The following is an 18,336-nucleotide window of genomic DNA, read 5'->3' as shown; positions in this document are numbered from 1 at the left end:
GTGAAGACTTCTTTACTACTGATCAATCCATCCTCCTTCCGAAGTTGGTTTGCTAAGTGCTGCTATTGTACCCCTTGAGCCCTTAACAGGCTGTAACAGCAGCAGAGGACAGGAGTATCTGATGGACTTAGTTTTGGTTTTATTGATTGGGGCAGCTGTTGGTTTCTCGGTAGGCATTTACGTTGCTCGCCAGTATGGGGCCAGTCCTAAACTGGAAATCTGGAAACGAGAGATTATCACTAAACTGGAAATCTGGAAACGAGAGATTATCAGAGATATATCTTCGCAGCTAAGCCAACACAGCCAAGAACTCAACGACGCGAACAAAGCGCTAATCAAATTGAGCGAAGGATTGGTAGACAAGATTTCTCAAAAGTTACAGGAAAAGTTACAGGCCGTCCAAGCTACCCTTGAAGAGTTTAAATTTCGCCTTGCTGACAGCCAGCAAAGCTTGCTACAGGACTGGGGCAGAGACCTTCTACAAGCTATATCTGTAAAGTTGGCCGAACATGGCCAGCAACTGAACGATCAGCTAGCTATTCTGGAAAACCTAGTGGAAGAGGCCAAAGATATTTACCAGCAACTACGGGTTACTATTCAAAGTTCTCATGGATCCGAGATATGCCCAACTGCAAATCAGGACTCCCAGAATGAGCAGGTTACTCAGGTCATTGGTAAAGCACCAGATCCTGAGACACCAGACGAAGTACTAAGAGACAAGGATGGGACAGCTACTGTTGATATATCAAAGATAGAGTCGTTCTTAAACTCAAAAAACATAAAGATAAAAAGCATAGCTGCGGAAGAAAAAGAGGAAAAGCTAGACCAAATAGCTACCTTTATGGGCAGCCGATACTCTTTTATCAAGAGATTTTATGGAATGGTTAAGTCAAATATGAATAGCGGCAGTTCTTTCTCCCTAAACCTTAGAGACGAACCTCCACAAGTAATCAGTTTAACTTGCCAAGTTGCTAAGGAGTTACACGGCATCGCATTTTTGGAAGAGTACAGATACTCTAAGGCACCCAAACGCCTCTTGGAAGCAAGACCCAGTAGGTCGCCTCAGGCGCTGAATTTTCTGGCAGGGAACTGGCTGGAAAGATATGTTAGGGACACGCTGATCCGCCTTGTTGCGGCTCACACCAAAAAGATCAGTTTCTCTTACGTCGCGAATGCCCAAGTTACTTTATCGAATGGAGCCGATTTTGAGATGGATCTTTTCTTCCATATCAATGATAAATTCTACTGGGTGGAATCGAAGACAGGTGGGTACCAAGATAAAATACAAAAATACTCCAGAATCGCTCATGAACTCGGTCTTCAGGGAAGCCAAGCTTTCATAGTTTTAACTGATGTTAGTCAAGATACAAGAAGTAGTCTATCTTCCCTCTATCACCTGTCAGTGATTGGCGTCGATGAGGTTGAGTCTACCTTTGATGGGATCCTGAAAAGCCATCTCTGAAAGTCTGAAAAAGTCCCCAAGAGCATCGGCTCAGGCCACAATCTTGACGGCTTGCTCCATACACCACCAGGGATCCTCCGCAAAAGCTGGCATGGGAGTGCTGCCTGCTTTGCCCAGAATGGCCAGCCGGACTTCCCGATCCAGGCGGGATCCGGCCCCGTAGGGATCCTCGGAGGGGGGCTCCAGCCGTTGCCCCAGGGGAGGCATCACCATAATGCCCGGCTGCATGCTGGTGCCGCTGACCCAGATTTTGAAGCGATCCACCGCTACGTCTGTTCCTTCTGGCAGCTGCATCTGCAGCAGGTAGCGGGGGCCAGAGCCAATCAGCAGGCTCTCGTTGGGGCGTAAACGGGCAGGCAGATCTGGTTGATAGGGGTAAACCAAATCCACGCTGTACCGCCGCTCGTCAAAGACGGTGACATAAACATGCACTGGAGTGGGGGCTCTGTTTCTCAAGGCAATGGCCAGGTTGCGGCCTGCTTGGATTTGCACTTTCCCTTGGGGATCCCGCGGCAGAGGGCTCACTTCGGCAGGGGCAGAGCTGCTGGCCGGGGTTTCCAGTTGGAGAAATTCCACTTCCAAGATGCTGCTCAGCGCATCGCTGGGAGGTTGCAGATTCAAGAGGTTGCCGAAAGCGGCCACGTGCTCCAACAGCCGCACCAGCTTGCGAGGCAGGGCCTGTAGCTTTTTCACCGGGATCCGGAAGGCCGCCAGAGCCACCTCTTCCCCCCGACGGTAAAAGTGATAAATGGCATCGGGCAACAGCTCTACCCGCAAGTCTGCTGCTTCCGGATCTGTGTAGGCCAGAAGCGGTGAGGCCGGCAAAGCCGCCAGCAAATTGGCAACAGGCATTTGGATCTGACTGGGATCCGCACAGGTGAAAGCCACCCGCAACGGCTGGAATCGGACAGAGGACATGGGGGCAATCCTGCAAAAACCTGGAACGGAGTCTGCCGTATTCTCCTGCTGTGAGGTTGCCGGGCAAGCAAGCCAAGCTCTATATTACCTGCTCAGTTCTCCCCACCTCGACCGGGCTGTGGCCAAGTCAGCTCCCGGCCAACAGACCCCCAACAGGCCACAGCTCCGTAATCAAACTTAACACCAAAGGCAAATGGAACCATTGGGAAACTATCCCGGATCCCATCTGCAAATGATCTCTTGATGGTCTATTCTTGATCCTGTTGTCGGGTTTGCGGCTGGAGTGGAGCCCACCTCTCCTCTTTCTAGGCTGATCTACGGAGAACCATGTTTAGCAAAGCTTTTTCTTTTCAGAAGGTGTTTGCGCCAGCGCGTCGTCGGTTGCTTGTCCTGCTGTTGGCTGCGTTGATGGCTGGGTTTGGCTGGGGTCTGGCTCCAGTGTTTGCAGCTAGGGATATTCCTGCGGTGGCTCTGTCGCCAACTGAGTCTATTACCTTTACCGAAGCCCAGTTGGCCAAAGGGAAGAAGCTATTCAACACCGCATGCGCCCAGTGCCATGTGGGCGGCCAGACCTATCCCAACCCGGATGTGAGCTTGAAGCTTTCGGATCTGGAGGGAGCAACTCCCCCACGGGATAATGTGCTGGCGATTGTGGATTACATCAAGAATCCAGTCACCTATGACGGGGTGGAGTCTCTGTTGGAGTATCACCCCAACACCCAGCTCACCAGTGAGTATCCACGTCTGCGCAACCTCACCGACGAGGATCTGAAGCTGATTGCGGGCTACATTCTGGTGCAGGCCAAGACCGTTCCCGGCTGGGGTGGTACCAAGAACGAAAGCCACAGCGACCTATCAGCCTATCTCTAATGCCGCATCTGGATCAGAAGTTGCCTATGAGATGGCGGATCCCGTCTCGCCTCTAGGCCTAGGTCGGGATCCTGGCCTTGTTGTGGCTGGGGCTGGCCAGTCCGGTGGCGGCTCGCATTCATCCTTACCAAGAAAACTGGGTTTAGGGAACTGCCCCGCAAGGGGGAATGCCTGGGGAGATGAGCACCGCTGTCGTAGAGGGGCAGCCCAACACGGTAAGTGCTGTCGCAGAGCCAGGAACCAGAATCTCCTGCCTTTGGGCAGGGGAGTATGTCAAGGATGTCAAAAATCGTTTTCAGTCCGCCTGCTCGAATTGTCATGTGGGCGGTGCCACCTTGTCGGCTCCCAACATTTCCCTCTCTTTGAAGGACTTGCGCGGTTCTACTCCACCCCGAGATACCCTTCAAGCCTTGATGAAGTACCAGCGGGATCCCCGTAGCTACGATGGCTCGGATTCTATCTATGAATGACGTCCTGTGCCCCCTTCCTGGATGGACAACGAAGCCCTAAGAAATCTGGCTGCCTTTATTCGTTGAAGACCTTTCCGTATAGTCCAGCCATCCGGTGAATAAACTCCAACTGGCATCGCGAATGGCCTTGGCCAAGTGGTGGTTCCTCACCAAGTTGCGCACCGGCAAGTCCTCATACGCCACAATGTCGTGAGACAAAGCGCTCCGCGTCGCCGTAGGCGAGTACCACGCACCGGGTCACCTTGATGACACAGTCTCTGCGCTGGCGCTAGACTTTGAGATGCACCTTGCCCAGTCGCTTCCTCTGCTTTGGGTAGTTCTTAGATTGGGGTTTGATCCCCTTCCTATACTTCCGACTTAACCTCCGCTGGTGTCGCTTCAACCTCCTCTTGGCACGACGCAAGAATTTGGGGCACTCTACCTTGTTAGTGCATCAAGCCCACATCCAGCCCCGCCACCTGGCCGGTGGACTCCACCTGCTCCTGACGCTCCACGTCCAGGCAGAACTGGGCGTAGTAGCCATCGGCTCTCCGCACCACCCGCACCGGTTGATTTTCAGGGTGAGGATGTCCTGCCGCACCTCGCCGTTGCAATACAGAGCAAAGGTGCCTGCTTGGAAGCCATCTGTGAAGGTGAGGGACATCCTATCTGCTGCCAGCTTCCAGCCGGAGACTTTGTACTCCACAGAGCGACAGTGTTTCTGGAACTGGGGACAGCCTTTTTGGGCTTCCTGGTTCTGGCAGCGGCGGTAGAAGGTGGAGATGGCAGACCAAGCTCGCTCCGCGCTGGCTTGTCGGGCAGAGGAGTTCAGCTTCTGGGCGAAGGGGAACTCTCTGGCCAAGTTCTTGCAGAGGGCATAGAGGGCAGCTCTGCCAACCCCCTGGTTATCCATCCAGTGGCGCAGGCATTTGTTGCGGATAAACTGGGCAGTGCGGATGGCCTCGTCCAAGGCTTGGTACTGCTGGGCTGTGCCGTTGAGGAGCTTGGCTTCTGGAACGCGCATGGGCACACTTTAGCGCAGGTCTAACGAGATAAAAGTCGTCCTAGAAGGGCAGGGCTTTAAACCCAGTTTTTTGGTAATCGGTGGATGCCGATCTGTAATCCAACGGCTGCTCGAACTCCCTCAGGGCTCTATTTGGGATGGATCCGACTGCGCCCCTGGCCGATACGATCGCTGCCATTGCCACTGCGGTGGTGCCTGAACAGGGCAGCGTGGGGATTGTGCGCCTTTCCGGGTCACGAGCCCTTCCCATTGTCCAAGCCATCTTCACCCCTGCCCGCCGCAACGCAGTCTGGGAGAGCCATCGGCTCCTCTACGGCTGGATCCGCGACGAGAAAGGCCAAATTCTAGACGAAGCGCTGGCCGTTTGGATGCAAGCCCCCCGCTCCTACACCCGCGAAGATGTGGCAGAGCTGCATTGCCACGGTGGCATCATGGTGGTTCAGGCCACGTTGCAACAATGCCTGCGGCAGGGGGCGCGGTTGGCCCAGCCGGGGGAGTTTAGCCTGCGCGCTTTTCTGAATGGCCGCATTGACCTCACCCAGGCCGAGAGTGTGGCCGATCTGGTGGCGGCCCGCTCCCCTCAGGCAGCCCGGATGGCCTTGGCGGGCTTACAGGGCAAGCTAGGGGGATCCATTCGCGCCCTGCGCCAGGAGCTGCTGGGTTTGTTGGCAGAAATTGAGGCTCGCCTCGACTTTGAAGAGGATCTGCCCCCCTTGGATGTTGCCGCTTGGCAGGCCCGGCTCCAAGCTATTCAAGCCCAGATGCAAGCCCTGCTGGCCACGGCAGAACGGGGACAACTGCTGCGCACCGGGGTGAAGGTGGCCATTGTCGGGAGGCCCAATGTGGGCAAGTCCAGCCTGCTCAATGCTTGGTCAGGACAGGATCGGGCCATCGTCACCGATCTGCCCGGCACCACCCGCGACGTGGTGGAATCCCACCTGGTGGTGAAAGGGATCCCCGTTCAACTGCTGGACACTGCCGGCATCCGCGCCACCGAAGATCCGGTGGAACGGCTGGGGGTGGAGCGCTCCCAACGCCTAGCCCAGGCTGCCGATGTGCTGGTACTGGTCATCGACGCCCAAGCGGGCTGGACGGCTGCCGACGCCGCCATCTACGAGTCGATCCGCCATCGCCCCCTCATCCTGGTGATCAACAAAACCGACCTCGCCCCGCCAGAGGGGATCCCTCTCCCCCCCGAGATTGCCCACCGCGTCCCCGCCGTTGCCGCCCAAGGGAAAGGGATCCCGGAGCTGGAAAAAGCCCTGGAGCAGCTTGTCACCCAGGGACGTCCCCAGCCCAATCTGGAGATAAGCCTGAACCAGCGGCAGGCCGCTGCCCTCCAACAAGCCCAAGCCAGCCTGGAACAGGTGGGGCAGGCCATCCAAGCTCAGCTCCCCCTGGACTTTTGGAGCATCGACCTACGGGGCGCCCTGCATGCCCTTGGCCAGATCACCGGCGAGGAGATCTCGGAATCGGTGCTGGATCAGATCTTCAGCCGCTTCTGCATCGGCAAGTAACTCTATAGACTCCTCCTAACTCATACTCATTCTGAGTTTGTGTTACCATGGGCTCAGTTGGGAAGCCGAAGCGGATCCCCGATAATGGAAACACAGTTAGGAGGTTGGCCATGGTTACCGCCGAGAAAACCCGTCTCTACCCCACCCAGATCGATTTGCCAGCAGAGGCTCGCGCGCAACTGGTGGAGCTGCTCAACCAGTCCTTGGCAGACACGTTGGATCTGAAGACGCAGGTGAAACAGGCCCACTGGAACGTTAAAGGCATGCACTTCATCGCCTTGCACGAGATGTTCGACACTTTTGCCAGCACCCTGGAAAACTACGTGGACATGCTGGCGGAACGGGTTACGGCGCTGGGGGGCATCGCCCGCGGCACGGCTCGCATCGTTGCCCAAACCTCCACCTTGCCAGAGTACGATCTGGCCGCTGAAGAGGGTCGGGATCACCTGCAGGCTTTGGCAGCCCGTTACGCTCAATATGCAGCTTCCGTCCGCCGCAACATCGACCGCACCACCGAACTGGGGGATGCCGACACAGCAGACCTGTTCACCGAGATCTCGCGCCAGATTGACAAAGATCTTTGGTTTATCGAGGCTCACCTGCAGGCGTGACGCCAGCGAGGCCAGTCACAGGCAAGTGGATCAAGCAAAATGGGCGTTAACGTTCCCCTCCTGTATTTGGTGGCTCTGGCCAGTATCCTCGGCGTGGCGGGCTTCTTTGTCCTGCGGGAGGTGCTGCGGGTACGAGCCCAGGAAAAGGTCATCCGTGAGCTGCAGCCCCGCCTGAGCAAAGGCAAGGGATCCCCGCAGGAGCACTACGAGTTGGGCAGCGTCTATTTGCAAAAAGGCCTCTACGACCAGGCGGTTGCCCAGCTCAAAAAAGCCCTAGAAGTGGCTGGGGAGAACATTCCCCCCGTCTGCAACGCCCTCGGTTTTGCCTACTTCAGCCAGGGGCAGTACGACTTGGCCATCCGCTACTACAAGGATGCCGTGGCTGCGGATCCCGGCTATGTGACCGCCTGGAACAATCTGGCCCATGCCTATGAGAAGAAAAATCTCTACGGCCCAAGCCTGGAAGCTTACGAAACTGCCCTGAAGTTGGATCCCCAAAATGCCATTGCCAAGCGCCGCTCGGATTCTCTGCGCAAACGGTTGCAGCCCAGCCCTTGAGGATCCCATCTGCAATTCCATCCGCAGAAATCCTCTTGACCGCGGCACAGTTGTCCATAGGGGTTGGCGCTAAAGACTCCATCCTGCCTCTATAGGCACCTCCTTATCCTCTCAAAAGAAGATTGAAATATTGAAATCTTGAGCGTAAATGTAAGATCCGGTATCGTGTTGCCTGGGCTGGTATTATGTCTTAAATAAAATGAGAGGCCATTTCATGGATTCGCAATCGGTAGCACCTGTGGTTTTGGTGATCCTGGATGGCTGGGGTTATCGGGATGCTCTCGATGGCAACGCGGTGCTGGCTGCGGAAACCCCTGTCCTGGATAGCCTTTGGGCTGCCTATCCCCACACCCTGCTGCAAGCTTCGGGTCGGGCCGTGGGCCTGCCGGCAGGACAGATGGGCAACTCTGAAGTCGGGCACCTGACCTTGGGGGCAGGGCGGGTGGTGCCGCAGGAATTGGTGCGCATCAGCGACGCGATAGAGACAGGATCCCTTTTCCAGGATCCCTTGTTGATGCAAGTTTGTCGCCAGCTCAGAGAGCGAGGGGGCCGTTTTCACTTCGTTGGCCTTTGCTCCGAGGGGGGGGTTCACTCCCACATCGACCATCTCTATGGGTTGCTCAAGCTGGCGGCCCAGGCTGAGATTCCGGCCTATGTCCACGCCATCACCGATGGCCGCGACACCTTGCCCCGCGATGGTGCCAGGGTTCTGGCCGCCCTGGAAAAAGAGCTGCAATGGCTGGGCAATGGCGTCATCGCCACCCTGAGCGGACGCTACTACGCCATGGATCGGGATCGCCGTTGGGAGCGCACCCAAAAGGCCTACGAGATCATGACCCAAGACGGCCCTGGCCGTGGACAAAGCGCCGCGGAGGTGATGGAAGCTTTCTATGCCCAGGATCTCACAGACGAGTTCATCCCGCCCACCCGCCTGGCTCCGGGGGCTGTGCAGCCGGGAGATGCGGTGCTTTTCTTCAACTTCCGCCCAGATCGCGCCCGCCAACTTACCCAAGCCTTTGTCTGCCCAGACTTTTCGGGTTTTCAGCGCCCCTTGCTGCCGGATCTCACCTTCATCACCATGACTCAGTACGAGGCGGAGCTGCCGGTGCAGGTGCTTTTCAAGCCGCAGAACCTGGATCACCTGCTGGGCCAAGTGGTGAGCGAGGCCGGCCTCAAGCAATTGCGCATTGCTGAGACGGAAAAATACGCCCATGTCACCTACTTCTTCAACGGCGGCATTGAGCAGCCCTTCCCCGGTGAGGATCGCATCCTGGTGCAAAGCCCGCTGGTGACCACCTACGACCAGGCGCCGGAGATGTCGGCAGTGGAAGTGACCGACAAAGCGATAGAGGCCATCGCCCGCCGCGAATACAGCCTGGTGGTGCTCAACTATGCCAATCCCGACATGGTGGGCCACACCGGCAACTACGAAGCCACCATCCGCGCTTTGGAGACGGTAGATCGCTGTTTGGGCAGGTTGCTGGCGGCAGTGGTAGATGCGGGAGGCACTACTTTGATCCTGGCGGATCATGGCAATGCAGAGCTGATGTGGGATGAGAACGGCAACCCCTGGACGGCCCACACCACCAACCCCGTTCCCTGCATTTTGGTGGAGGGGGAAAGGCGCAAAATCCCCGGCTGTGGCGGCGATGTCAAGTTGTGCTCCAACGGCACTTTGGCTGATGTGGCCCCCACCCTGCTGGAGATTTTGGGCCTGCCTCAGCCCCCCGAAATGACAGGACGCTCGCTTTTGCAGCCGGCAGAATACACCATCCTCCAGCGGCAACCCAGTCCTGTGGGGCGGTAGGTGCCAGGGATCCCTTACTCCGTCACTGGGATCCCTTCTTGGGCCAGCCATGCTGTTAGCTCTCCCCAGTTGCGATAGACAGCCAGAACCCGTGAGCGATCGGGGTGATAGGGGGCAGCCAAGCGCTCCAACTGCAAAAAGCGGGCCTGGGGAGGGATCACCGCCGCTTCGGGATCGGGGGGAGTGGGTCGGCGCAAGGAGCTGCTGTAGCCGCGGTAGATCAGCACCAGATCAGACTCTCCCTCGCTTTCCACCTCCACCCGCAGCACCTCTTGCGGGTGGTCTTGGCTATAGCGCTCCAAGGCCAAGGGCCAAGGCAGGGCCCTCATGCTTCCAGTTCCCCCTTATCAGTTCCGGGTCGCAGCCGCCAGACAAAGTAGAGGCTGTAGAGCAGGTAGGCCACCAGCCCCCAGGCCCCCACGCTCCCCAGCAGCTCCGGCGATACATTGGGATGGAAGATCTCCCGAAACCCCAGCGGTGGCCCAAACCAAGCCCGGCACTCCTCTGGCAGAGAAGTGCGGAAAGCACAGGGCACAAAGGCCCCCGAAAAGAGGATCCCGGCCCCCATATAACCAGTCAGGCCCCACCGCCAGAGCAAAAAGGCTCGCGCCGCCCAGCTTCTCGACTGCTCGAGAGCAGCACTCCAGTCCCGCCAAAACCAAAGACAAACCAAGATCAACAGCCGCGCCATTGCTCCACTGAGAAAGCTGACGGGCAGGCCCCCAATCATCAGGTACACCGTCACCGCCAAGAGGCTCGATACCCGCCAATAAACGATCAATAGCTGAATCAAGGGCCGCAACCCCACCGCAAAAGCCCAAATCAGCAGCAGCAATGGCATCACCACCGTCAGCGCCACTGCCAAGCGGTAGTCCAGCCAGATTGCATCCACCAGCCAACTCTGGGGAGTCATCCTCACCCTCTGCCACTCCTGCCCCTTAGTATATGAAACCTGGGGGATCCAGGACGGGACACAGAGAGTTACGGAATGTTAACGCCTGCTGACCATCCCCAGCAAAACTTTACACCAGACAGCTTTCAGAAAGTTTTCCATTTTGCCGCTACCGATCCCCGAAAGTGGTAGATTCTTAGCTAGCTCCTCAGAGGAGTATCCCTGTCGTTCGGAAGGCCAGCTGCCTGTCTGAGCGACCAGCGGAGTCTCCTTCAGACCTTGGCCCAACTTAATCTCATTAAGTATTGTTACTTAATCGTGTTATCTTGGGTTAAGGTCAAACCTTGAGAGGCATGACCTCGAAACCATGGCCCGTTCTTCCAGACTCCTCTCTCACAGTTCTACCCGTTGGAAGGCGACCCAGTGGAAGCCCAGACCACTGCCTCCCTTGGAGAATGCACCTCCTTCTCCGAAGCGGGAGGAAGAGACAGGGGATCCAGTTGCGTCAGAGCCACCCCTTGCCCTGGGGAAGCCCGATTTGGCGAGGAAGGTGAAGGGTGGAGCTAGGGGGGCAGCAGTTGCTGGCAGCGGGAGCTATGAAGCGCTGCAGCTGTGGCTGGTGCTGGTTACCTTGGGGGTAAGTCTGGCCATTGCCGTGGGAGTGGCCCTGGTTTACTCTCTGGGGGTAGCTGCCAACTACTTGCTGGGGGCGGTTGTTGGCGTGGTTTATCTGCGCATGCTGGGCCGCGGCGTAGCGGAGCTGGGCAAAAGCCGCAACCGTTTGGGGGTGACGCGTTTGGCTCTGTTTGTCGGGCTGATCGTTTTAGCCACTCAGGTGAAGTCTTTACAGATATTGCCCATTTTCCTGGGGTTCATGACCTACAAGGTCACCCTGCTCATTCATCTTGTCCAGACCTTGACCCGTTCATCTTCTTCTGTGTGATGCCCATGAACCTGTCCTTCTCCTCTCCTCCTCTTTTGGCAGAACTCGAGGTCGGCCATCACCTTTACTGGCACCTGGGCAAATTCACGGTTCACGGGCAGGTTTTGATCGCCAGCTGGATCGCCATTGCCCTGATCTTGACGGTGGTTATCTTGGGCACCCGTCAACTGCAGCGGGAGCCGGCTGGTCTGCAAAACTTTGTCGAGTATGCCCTGGAATTTGTGCAGAGCATTGCCCGTGCCCAGATTGGCGAGAAAAACTTCCGGCCCTGGGTACCCTATGTCGGCACCTTGTTCCTGTTCATCTTCGTCTCCAACTGGATGGGCAACCTCTTCCCCTGGAAGTTAATTCCCCTGCCGGAAGGGGAGTTGGCCTCCCCCACCAACGACATCAACACCACTGCCGGGTTGGCGCTGCTCACCAGCATCATGTATTTCGTGGCCGGCATCAGCAAGCGGGGGCTGTCTTACTTCAAAAAGTACATCGAGCCTACCCCGATTCTGCTGCCCATCAACGTTTTAGAAGATTTCACCAAGCCCCTTTCCCTGAGTTTCCGTCTATTCGGCAACATCCTGGCAGAAGAGCTGGTGATTGCGGTGTTGGTGTTGCTGGTGCCCTTGTTTATCCCCGTGCCGGTGATGGTTCTGTTCCTGTTTACGGGGGCGATTCAGGCTTTGATCTTCTCAACCCTCTCGGCAGCTTACATTGGAGAGGCGCTGGAAGGTCATGGAGGAGGGGATCACCACGATTGATCCCGCTGGTCGGTCGATCCATCTTGAACCTTTTCGGGAGGATCATCTCAAATGGGTCAGCGCAAGGGATCCCTTCTTTTGGTAAGGTTTGTTGGGGCTGACAGATTGGTTCTGAAAGCCGCCGACAAGGGAGTGATTTGAGGCTGTAGTGTATCAGACCCGATCACCTCTGAAGCTCAAGAGACGTTGTTGTTGTGTCAATCACCAAGGAGCATCTCACTATGGATCCGTTAACCTCTGCTGCTTCTGTTCTGGCTGCTGCTCTGGCCATTGGTCTGGGATCCCTGGGTCCTGGGATCGGACAGGGGAACGCCGCTGCTGCTGCGATGGAAGGGGTGGCCCGCCAACCGGAGGCGGAAGACAAGATCCGCGGCAACCTGCTGGTTAGCCTGGCCTTCATGGAAGCTCTGACCATCTACGGCTTGGTGGTGGCTTTGGTGCTCTTGTTTGCCAACCCCTTCGCCTAGTGTCCTACGGGGGCGGGCCGCAGCGATGGCCGAGGTGAGCCATATCCGCCCCCCAACCCGGCCTGACGGTAGACCTAAGTTTCTGTTGGGGTCATAACACCCATGCTCTTCCAAACTCTATTGGCTGTTGAAGCGGCTGAAAAAGGTGGTCTTTTCGATCTGGATGCCACCCTGCCCCTGATTGCCATTCAGTTTTTGCTGTTGGTGGCAGTGCTCAACTCCCTCTTCTATGAGCCGGTTACGCGGGCTATCGACAGCCGCAGCGACTACATCCGCACCACTCAAGCGGAAGCCCAAGAGCGGTTGGACAAGGCGGTGTCGTTGACCCGACAGTATGAGTCTGAGATCAGCCAGGCCCGCTTGCAAGCCCAGCAGGTGATCGCTGAGGCAGAGGCTGCAGCTGCTCGCATTCGTTCCGAGAAACTGGCTGCTGTGCAGGCAGAGATCCAGCAGAAGCTGGAGGCGGCGCGGCTACAGGTCGAGCAAGAGAAGCAGGCAGCCCTCGAACAGCTGCAGCAGCAGGTGGATGCCATTGCCGCCCAGATTACCCAGAAACTGTTGGGCAGTGCTCGTTAGATCGCTGGTTGGAAGTACTTTTGGAGGAGCTTGCGATGCCTGTGTGGAGTTGGGTGGCCGGTTGGATCTTGGCTGTGGCCGAGACCACGGAGCTACTCCCAGAAGCCAAGGCAGGAGAGGGGGATCTCTTGGCCAAGATTCTCGAGAGCAACCTGATCAACATCGCGATCATTCTCACCTTGCTGTTTATCTTGGGTCGCAAAGTGGTGGGAGAAGCCCTGGCCAAGCGGCGGGAGGGGATCCTAGAAGAACTGCGGCAGGCGGAGCAGCGCAAACAGGAAGCCATCGAGAAGCTGGCGGATCAGCAGCAAAAGCTGGCCCAGGCTCAGCAGGAGGCTGAACGTATCCGCAAGCAGGCGGAAGCCAACGCCGAAGCCCGTCGGCAAGAGTTGTTGGAGCAGGCGGAGCGGGAAGTTGAGCGGCTGCGGGCCAATGCCGAGAAAGAGTTGTCCAGCGAGCAGGAGCGGGTTTTTCAGGAGTTGCGTCGGCAGATCGTTCGCCAAGCCTTGAGCAAGGTGGAGCAGGAGCTGCCGCAGCACCTCAACGAAGAGACCCACCGCAGCCTGATCGAGAAAGGGATCCAAATGATTGCCCGCTAACTCTCAAGGAGGAGAAAGGTATGATCAGCAGCACAATGGCTGAGAAGGTGGTGGATCCCTATGCCGAGGCTCTCATTGCTCTTGGGTCAGGCCAGGGATTGCTGGACACTTTTGCCGCCGATATGCGCTTTATTGCCGAGGTTTTGCGGGCTACGCCGGAGCTGGGCCAGTTTCTCGCCAACCCGGTGATCAAGGCCGAGGCCAAAAAGAACCTGCTGCAGCAAGTATTTGCCGATCAGATCCACCCTCTGCTGCTGAATGCGCTGAAGTTGTTGACCGACCGCCGCCGTATCATGTTTCTCGGGGCTGTCTGCCGGCGCTTTTTGGATCTGCAGCGGAAGCTCCAGAACATCGTCCTGGCCGAGGTGACGACGGCGATACCCTTGACGGAAGCTCAGCAGCAGTCAATTCGCGAGCGGGTGATGGACTTCACCCAGGCCAGCGGTGTGGAGTTGCAAGCCACTCAGGATCCGGAGCTGCTGGGAGGGGTGGTCATCAAGATTGGATCCCAGGTGATCGACCTCAGCTTGCGTGGACAGTTGCGCCGGCTTGCCTTGCAGTTGGCCTAAGTTGGTTTTTGAGGATCCCTTCCCATTACTTGAGAGGACTGCTATGCCTACCATTCGCCCAGACGAGATTAGCACCATCATCAAACAGCAGATTGAGCAGTACAACCAGGAGATGCAGGTCTCCAATGTGGGGACAGTTCTGCAGGTGGGGGATGGCATTGCCCGCATCTACGGTTTGGATAAGGTGATGGCCAGCGAGCTGCTGGAATTTGAGGATGGCACCACCGGTATTGCCCTCAACCTGGAAGAAGACAACATCGGTGCCGTGCTGATCGGCTCCGGGCGGAATATCCAAGAAGGATCCACCGTCAAATCCACGGGCAAGATTGCCAGCATCCCGGTGGGGGAAGCCCTCTTGGGCCGCGTGGTGGATCCCCTGTGCAACCCCCTCGACGGCAAAGGCCCGATCCAGTGTACGGAGTCTCGCCTGATCGAATCTCCGGCACCTGGCATTGTCGATCGCCGCTCTGTGTACGAGCCCCTGCAAACCGGCATTACCGCCATCGATGCCCTGATCCCCATCGGGCGGGGGCAGCGGGAACTGATCATCGGCGACCGCCAAACCGGCAAGACCACCGTTGCTGTGGACACAATCCTGAACCAAAAAGGGCAGGATGTGATCTGCATTTACGTGGCCATTGGTCAGAAGCAGAGCACCATCGCTCAGGTGGTGGGCATCCTGACCGAGCGAGGGGCTATGGACTACAGCATTGTGGTGGCTGCCGGCGCCGATAGCCCGGCCCCGTTGCAGTGGCTGGCCCCCTATTGTGGTGCCACCATTGCTGAATACTTCATGTACCAGGGCAAACACACCCTGGTGGTCTATGACGACCTCTCCAAGCAGGCGGTGGCCTATCGGCAAATGTCGCTGCTGCTGCGCCGTCCACCCGGTCGGGAAGCTTATCCTGGGGATGTGTTCTACCTGCACTCGCGGCTATTGGAGCGAGCCGCCAAGCTGAGCAGCCAACTGGGAGAGGGATCCATGACGGCGCTGCCGATCGTGGAAACCCAGGCCAATGACGTGTCGGCCTACATTCCCACCAATGTTATCTCCATCACCGATGGGCAGATCTTCTTGGAATCGGATCTGTTCAACGCTGGCATCCGCCCGGCCATCAACGTCGGGATTTCCGTCAGCCGCGTCGGCTCGGCAGCTCAGACCAAGGCGATGAAAAAGGTGGCTGGCTCCATCAAGGTGGAACTGGCCCAATTTCGGGATCTGGAAGCCTTTGCCCAATTTGCCTCTGACCTGGATGAGGCTACCCAAAAGCAACTGGCCCGCGGCCAACGGCTGCAGGAGTTGCTGAAGCAGCCACAGTACTCTCCCCTGTCTCTGGATCAGCAGGTGGCCATTATCTATGCGGGAACACGAGGCTATTTGGATGACATTCCGGTGGAGAAGGTCTCCAGCTTCAAACATGGCCTTTTGGCTTACCTGGGCACCACCCATCCCAAGTATGGCGAGATCGTCCTCTCCACCAAGCAACTCACCGACGAGGCAGAAGAAATCTTGAAAACGGCCATCACAGAGTTCAAGCAGAGCTTCGTGGCCAAGGCAGCCTAGCCTGACGCGGATCCCTGTCAACCACCGTTCGCGTTAGCAGGACGGAGTCCTTAAATAGAGGGAATAGGTTATGGCAAATCTCAAGCGTATCCGCGATCGCATCAAAGCGGTCAAAAACACCCGCAAAATCACCGAGGCCATGCGGCTGGTGGCAGCAGCCCGAGTGCGCCGCGCCCAAGAGCAAGTGATGGCCACCCGTCCCTTTGCCGACCGACTGGCCCAGGTTTTCTATCGGCTGCAGACGCGGCTGCGACTGGAGGATGTCAACTTGCCTCTGCTGAAGCAGCGGCCCATCCAGACGGTGGGGCTGTTGGTGGTGGCCGGGGATCGGGGCCTGTGCGGAGCCTACAACGCCAATGTGATCAAGCGCACCGAAGAGCGCGTCCGCGAACTGCAGGAGACGGGACAGCAGGTGCAGCTTTACCTGGTGGGACGCAAGGCGGTGCAGTATTTCCAGCGGCGCTCCGCTCCCATCGCCAAGACCTACGTGAATTTGTCGCAGATCCCCACGGCGGCTGAGGCTGCCCAGATTGGGGATCAGCTCCTGGCGGCCTTCTTGTCGGAGAAGGTGGACAAGGTAGAGCTGCTCTATACCCGCTTTGTCTCTTTGATCAGCTCCCGTCCGGTGGTGCAATCCCTGTTGCCCCTCGATCCGTCGCGGTTGGCCACTCAGGACGATGAAATTTTTCGTCTTTTGGTGCGGGGTGGGGAGTTTACCGTCGAGCGCAGCAAAGTCATTGCAGCGGTCTCGGCCCCACCTCAGGACATGATCTTTGAGCAGGATCCCGTGCAGATTTTGGATGCACTGCTGCCGCTGTACTTGAACAACCAGTTGCTGCGGGCTTTGCAGGAGGCGGCGGCCAGCGAATTGGCGGCTCGCATGACGGCCATGAACAACGCCAGCGACAATGCCAGCGAGCTTATCCGCACGCTGGGTCTTGCCTACAACAAAGCTCGCCAGGCGGCTATTACCCAGGAGATCCTGGAGGTGGTGGCCGGAGCGGAGGCCTTGTAGGGTTCTCAAAGGAGATCCCCTGAGGAGCCGAGGTTGCGTTGCCGCGCCATCTGGGAGTTGAGCAGAACCACCGGCAAAATCCCCACTAAGACAATGGCCAAAGCCGGTGCCCCTGCCTCCGCGAGACGCTCATCGGCTGCCAAGCGGTAGGTTTGCACCGCCAAGGTGTCGAAGTTGAAGGGCCGCAGCACCATCGTGGCCGGCAGCTCCTTCATCACATCCACAAATACCAGCAGCATGGCCCCCAAGATGCCACCGCTCATCAAGGGCAAATGCACCCGCCAGAGGGTACCCAGGGATCCCTGCCCCAGGCTGCGGGCTGCCTCATCCAAACTGGGGGGAATGCGCAGCAGCGTGGCCTCAACGGTGGCCAAAGCCACGGCCAAAAACCGCACCAGGTAGCCGAACACCAAAGCCGTGAGGGTGCCACTGATCACCAGGCCGGGTGGCTGTTGCAGCACCACCTGCCGCAGGTAGCTCAGCAGTTGATCCAACCACCCTAGGGGAATCAGAACCCCCACTGCAATCACCACCCCAGGCAGCGCATAGCCCAGAGAAGACAACTGCACTGCCAGCCGCAGGCCCCACGGGGATCCCGCCCGTCCTAGCCCCTGCATGCGCAGCCCGTAAAGCACCACCACCGACACGGAAACAGCAATGATAGCCGTGATGGTGGATAGCCAAAAGCTGTTCTGGGCGTAGCTCCAAAAGCGGCGACCCAGCTCCCCCTGCCGCAGGGTCATGTGGAGCAGGATCAAGGCCGGCACGACGAAGCCCAGCCCAATCGGGATCCCACAGGCTAGCCAAGCCCCCACCGCCCGGATCCCTTGTAGGCGGTGACGGGTTGGGGTGGGTTTGAACCCTTGGCGATAGTAGCGCGCCCGTCGGCGGGAGAATTGCTCCACCGCCATCAGCAGCAGCACCAGCAGCAACAGCAGCGCCGAAAGCTGAGCCGCCGCCACCGGATTGCCCAGGGCCGTCCAGGTGCGGTAGATGCCGGTTGTAAAGGTATCTACCCCGAAATAGCTGACCGTACCGAAATCGTTGAGGGTCTCCATCAAGGCCAGCAGACAGCCGGCCACGATCCCCGGTCGGGCCAGCGGCAAAGCCACCTTGAAAAAGCTGGCCCAAGGCCCGTAGCCCAAGGAGCGGCTTACCTCTAAGCAGGCCACCGATTGCTCCTGAAAGGCCAGCCGGGCCGAGAGGTAAACATAGGGATAGAGGGTGAGGATCAGCAGCAGGATTGCCCCCCACAACGAGCGAATGTTGGGGAACCAGTAGTCGCCGATCCCCCAACCTGTTACCCGCCGCAGCCAGATCTGGAAACCGCCGGTTACCTGCAAAAAATCGGTGTAGGCGTAGGCCAACACATAGGTGGGAGCCGCCAAGGGCAACACCAGCATCCATTCCAGCCAGGCCCGCCCCCAAAACTGACACATGGTCACCAGCCAGGCGGTGCCACTGCCCACCAGGATGACCCCCACCGCCACCCCTGCCATCATCACCAGGCTATTGCGCACATAGAGCCCCAAGACGGTGTCGGCCAAGTGTTCCCAAACCTGCCGCTCGTCGGCAAAAAGGCTGAGCAGCACCGTCAGAGTGGGAATCAAAAGTAAGCCCGTCAATGCCAAGGTCAGCAGCGTCCAACTGCTGAGCCAGCGCGGCCAACCCCCCTTGAGAGGATGGTCAAGGCGTTTACCCAGATTCAGCCAAGTCAACTTTTCCATCAACTACAAAAGTGCT

The 18,336-nt window shown here is 57.9% G+C and carries 19 protein-coding genes and 1 pseudogene; 15 read left to right on the top strand and 5 right to left on the bottom strand.

The window, feature by feature from the left end; genetic code table 11:
* Positions 1 to 121: 121 nt before the first annotated feature.
* On the top strand, positions 122 to 1,462 hold the full coding sequence (locus ACVWVQ_RS09490; protein ID WP_457508165.1) for a hypothetical protein: 1,341 nt from the start codon (positions 122 to 124) through the stop codon (positions 1,460 to 1,462).
* A gap of 30 nt (positions 1,463 to 1,492) precedes the next feature.
* On the opposite strand, the gene ACVWVQ_RS09485 is transcribed toward ACVWVQ_RS09490, so the two are convergent.
* Entirely contained in the window at positions 1,493 to 2,380 is an 888-nt protein-coding gene (locus tag ACVWVQ_RS09485) for a hypothetical protein (protein ID WP_457508163.1), read from the bottom strand.
* Positions 2,381 to 2,707: 327 nt separating this feature from the next.
* Between ACVWVQ_RS09485 and psbV the strand changes: the two genes are divergently transcribed.
* Together psbV and ACVWVQ_RS09475 are read left to right on the top strand one after the other, a co-directional pair.
* Positions 2,708 to 3,250 carry a photosystem II cytochrome c-550 gene (psbV, locus tag ACVWVQ_RS09480; protein WP_011434097.1) on the top strand — a complete coding sequence of 181 codons (543 nt, stop codon included), beginning with the start codon at positions 2,708 to 2,710 and terminating at the stop codon, positions 3,248 to 3,250.
* Between the two features lie 179 nt (positions 3,251 to 3,429).
* Positions 3,430 to 3,720, top strand: coding sequence for a cytochrome c family protein (locus ACVWVQ_RS09475; protein ID WP_414357017.1), 291 nt, complete (start codon positions 3,430 to 3,432; stop codon positions 3,718 to 3,720).
* A 78-nt stretch (positions 3,721 to 3,798) separates the two neighbouring features.
* Here ACVWVQ_RS09475 and ACVWVQ_RS09470 read toward each other — a convergent pair.
* A pseudogene (locus ACVWVQ_RS09470) lies at positions 3,799 to 4,723 on the bottom strand (RNA-guided endonuclease InsQ/TnpB family protein); the annotation flags it as partial.
* 137 nt (positions 4,724 to 4,860) lie between these two features.
* Between ACVWVQ_RS09470 and mnmE the strand changes: the two are divergent.
* From mnmE to gpmI, 4 genes are all read left to right on the top strand, one after another.
* Positions 4,861 to 6,240: a tRNA uridine-5-carboxymethylaminomethyl(34) synthesis GTPase MnmE gene (gene mnmE / locus ACVWVQ_RS09465; protein ID WP_457508161.1), complete on the top strand. Its 1,380-nt coding sequence runs from the start codon at positions 4,861 to 4,863 to the stop codon at positions 6,238 to 6,240.
* Between the two features lie 110 nt (positions 6,241 to 6,350).
* Entirely contained in the window at positions 6,351 to 6,851 is a 501-nt protein-coding gene (gene dps / locus ACVWVQ_RS09460; RefSeq protein ID WP_414344460.1) for a DNA starvation/stationary phase protection protein Dps, read from the top strand.
* A gap of 39 nt (positions 6,852 to 6,890) precedes the next feature.
* Positions 6,891 to 7,409: a tetratricopeptide repeat protein gene (locus tag ACVWVQ_RS09455; protein WP_457508159.1), complete on the top strand. Its 519-nt coding sequence runs from the start codon at positions 6,891 to 6,893 to the stop codon at positions 7,407 to 7,409.
* A gap of 214 nt (positions 7,410 to 7,623) precedes the next feature.
* On the top strand, positions 7,624 to 9,216 hold the full coding sequence (gpmI, locus tag ACVWVQ_RS09450) for a 2,3-bisphosphoglycerate-independent phosphoglycerate mutase (RefSeq protein WP_457508157.1): 1,593 nt from the start codon (positions 7,624 to 7,626) through the stop codon (positions 9,214 to 9,216).
* Positions 9,217 to 9,230: 14 nt separating this feature from the next.
* Here gpmI and ACVWVQ_RS09445 read toward each other — a convergent pair whose 3' ends face one another.
* Together ACVWVQ_RS09445 and ACVWVQ_RS09440 are read right to left on the bottom strand one after the other, a co-directional pair.
* The gene (locus ACVWVQ_RS09445) at positions 9,231 to 9,545 is read right to left on the bottom strand and encodes a DUF7734 family protein (RefSeq protein WP_414330481.1); all 315 of its coding nucleotides are present in this window, start codon (positions 9,543 to 9,545) and stop codon (positions 9,231 to 9,233) included.
* The gene (locus ACVWVQ_RS09440; protein ID WP_457439747.1) at positions 9,542 to 10,129 is read right to left on the bottom strand and encodes a DUF3177 family protein; all 588 of its coding nucleotides are present in this window, start codon (positions 10,127 to 10,129) and stop codon (positions 9,542 to 9,544) included. The genes ACVWVQ_RS09445 and ACVWVQ_RS09440 overlap by 4 nt, the downstream gene beginning before the upstream one ends.
* Positions 10,130 to 10,646: 517 nt before the next feature.
* Between ACVWVQ_RS09440 and ACVWVQ_RS09435 the strand changes: the two genes are divergently transcribed.
* From ACVWVQ_RS09435 to ACVWVQ_RS09400, 8 genes are all read left to right on the top strand, one after another.
* Positions 10,647 to 11,051: a hypothetical protein gene (locus ACVWVQ_RS09435; protein ID WP_238376806.1), complete on the top strand. Its 405-nt coding sequence runs from the start codon at positions 10,647 to 10,649 to the stop codon at positions 11,049 to 11,051.
* A 5-nt stretch (positions 11,052 to 11,056) separates the two neighbouring features.
* On the top strand, positions 11,057 to 11,803 hold the full coding sequence (atpB, locus tag ACVWVQ_RS09430) for a F0F1 ATP synthase subunit A (protein ID WP_414349847.1): 747 nt from the start codon (positions 11,057 to 11,059) through the stop codon (positions 11,801 to 11,803).
* Positions 11,804 to 12,024: 221 nt separating this feature from the next.
* Positions 12,025 to 12,270, top strand: coding sequence for an ATP synthase F0 subunit C (atpE, locus tag ACVWVQ_RS09425; RefSeq protein WP_235280127.1), 246 nt, complete (start codon positions 12,025 to 12,027; stop codon positions 12,268 to 12,270).
* A 102-nt stretch (positions 12,271 to 12,372) separates the two neighbouring features.
* Positions 12,373 to 12,846, top strand: coding sequence for a F0F1 ATP synthase subunit B' (locus ACVWVQ_RS09420; protein WP_414349846.1), 474 nt, complete (start codon positions 12,373 to 12,375; stop codon positions 12,844 to 12,846).
* Positions 12,847 to 12,881: 35 nt separating this feature from the next.
* Entirely contained in the window at positions 12,882 to 13,445 is a 564-nt protein-coding gene (locus ACVWVQ_RS09415; protein ID WP_414357036.1) for a F0F1 ATP synthase subunit B, read from the top strand.
* 20 nt (positions 13,446 to 13,465) lie between these two features.
* Positions 13,466 to 14,014, top strand: coding sequence for an ATP synthase F1 subunit delta (gene atpH, locus ACVWVQ_RS09410; RefSeq protein ID WP_414330491.1), 549 nt, complete (start codon positions 13,466 to 13,468; stop codon positions 14,012 to 14,014).
* Between the two features lie 43 nt (positions 14,015 to 14,057).
* Positions 14,058 to 15,578 (top strand): F0F1 ATP synthase subunit alpha, encoded by a 1,521-nt coding sequence (gene atpA / locus ACVWVQ_RS09405; RefSeq protein ID WP_457508155.1) that lies wholly within the window; start codon positions 14,058 to 14,060, stop codon positions 15,576 to 15,578.
* A 70-nt stretch (positions 15,579 to 15,648) separates the two neighbouring features.
* Complete coding sequence (locus ACVWVQ_RS09400) at positions 15,649 to 16,593, top strand: F0F1 ATP synthase subunit gamma (protein WP_011434217.1); 945 nt, start codon at positions 15,649 to 15,651, stop codon at positions 16,591 to 16,593.
* A 5-nt stretch (positions 16,594 to 16,598) separates the two neighbouring features.
* On the opposite strand, the gene ACVWVQ_RS09395 is transcribed toward ACVWVQ_RS09400, so the two are convergent.
* Positions 16,599 to 18,320, bottom strand: coding sequence for an ABC transporter permease (locus ACVWVQ_RS09395; protein ID WP_457508153.1), 1,722 nt, complete (start codon positions 18,318 to 18,320; stop codon positions 16,599 to 16,601).
* Positions 18,321 to 18,336 lie beyond the last annotated feature (16 nt).

The sequence above is a fragment of the Thermostichus sp. MS-CIW-36 genome (genome assembly GCF_054059035.1).
This window is presented reverse-complemented; position numbering and strand designations above follow the sequence as displayed.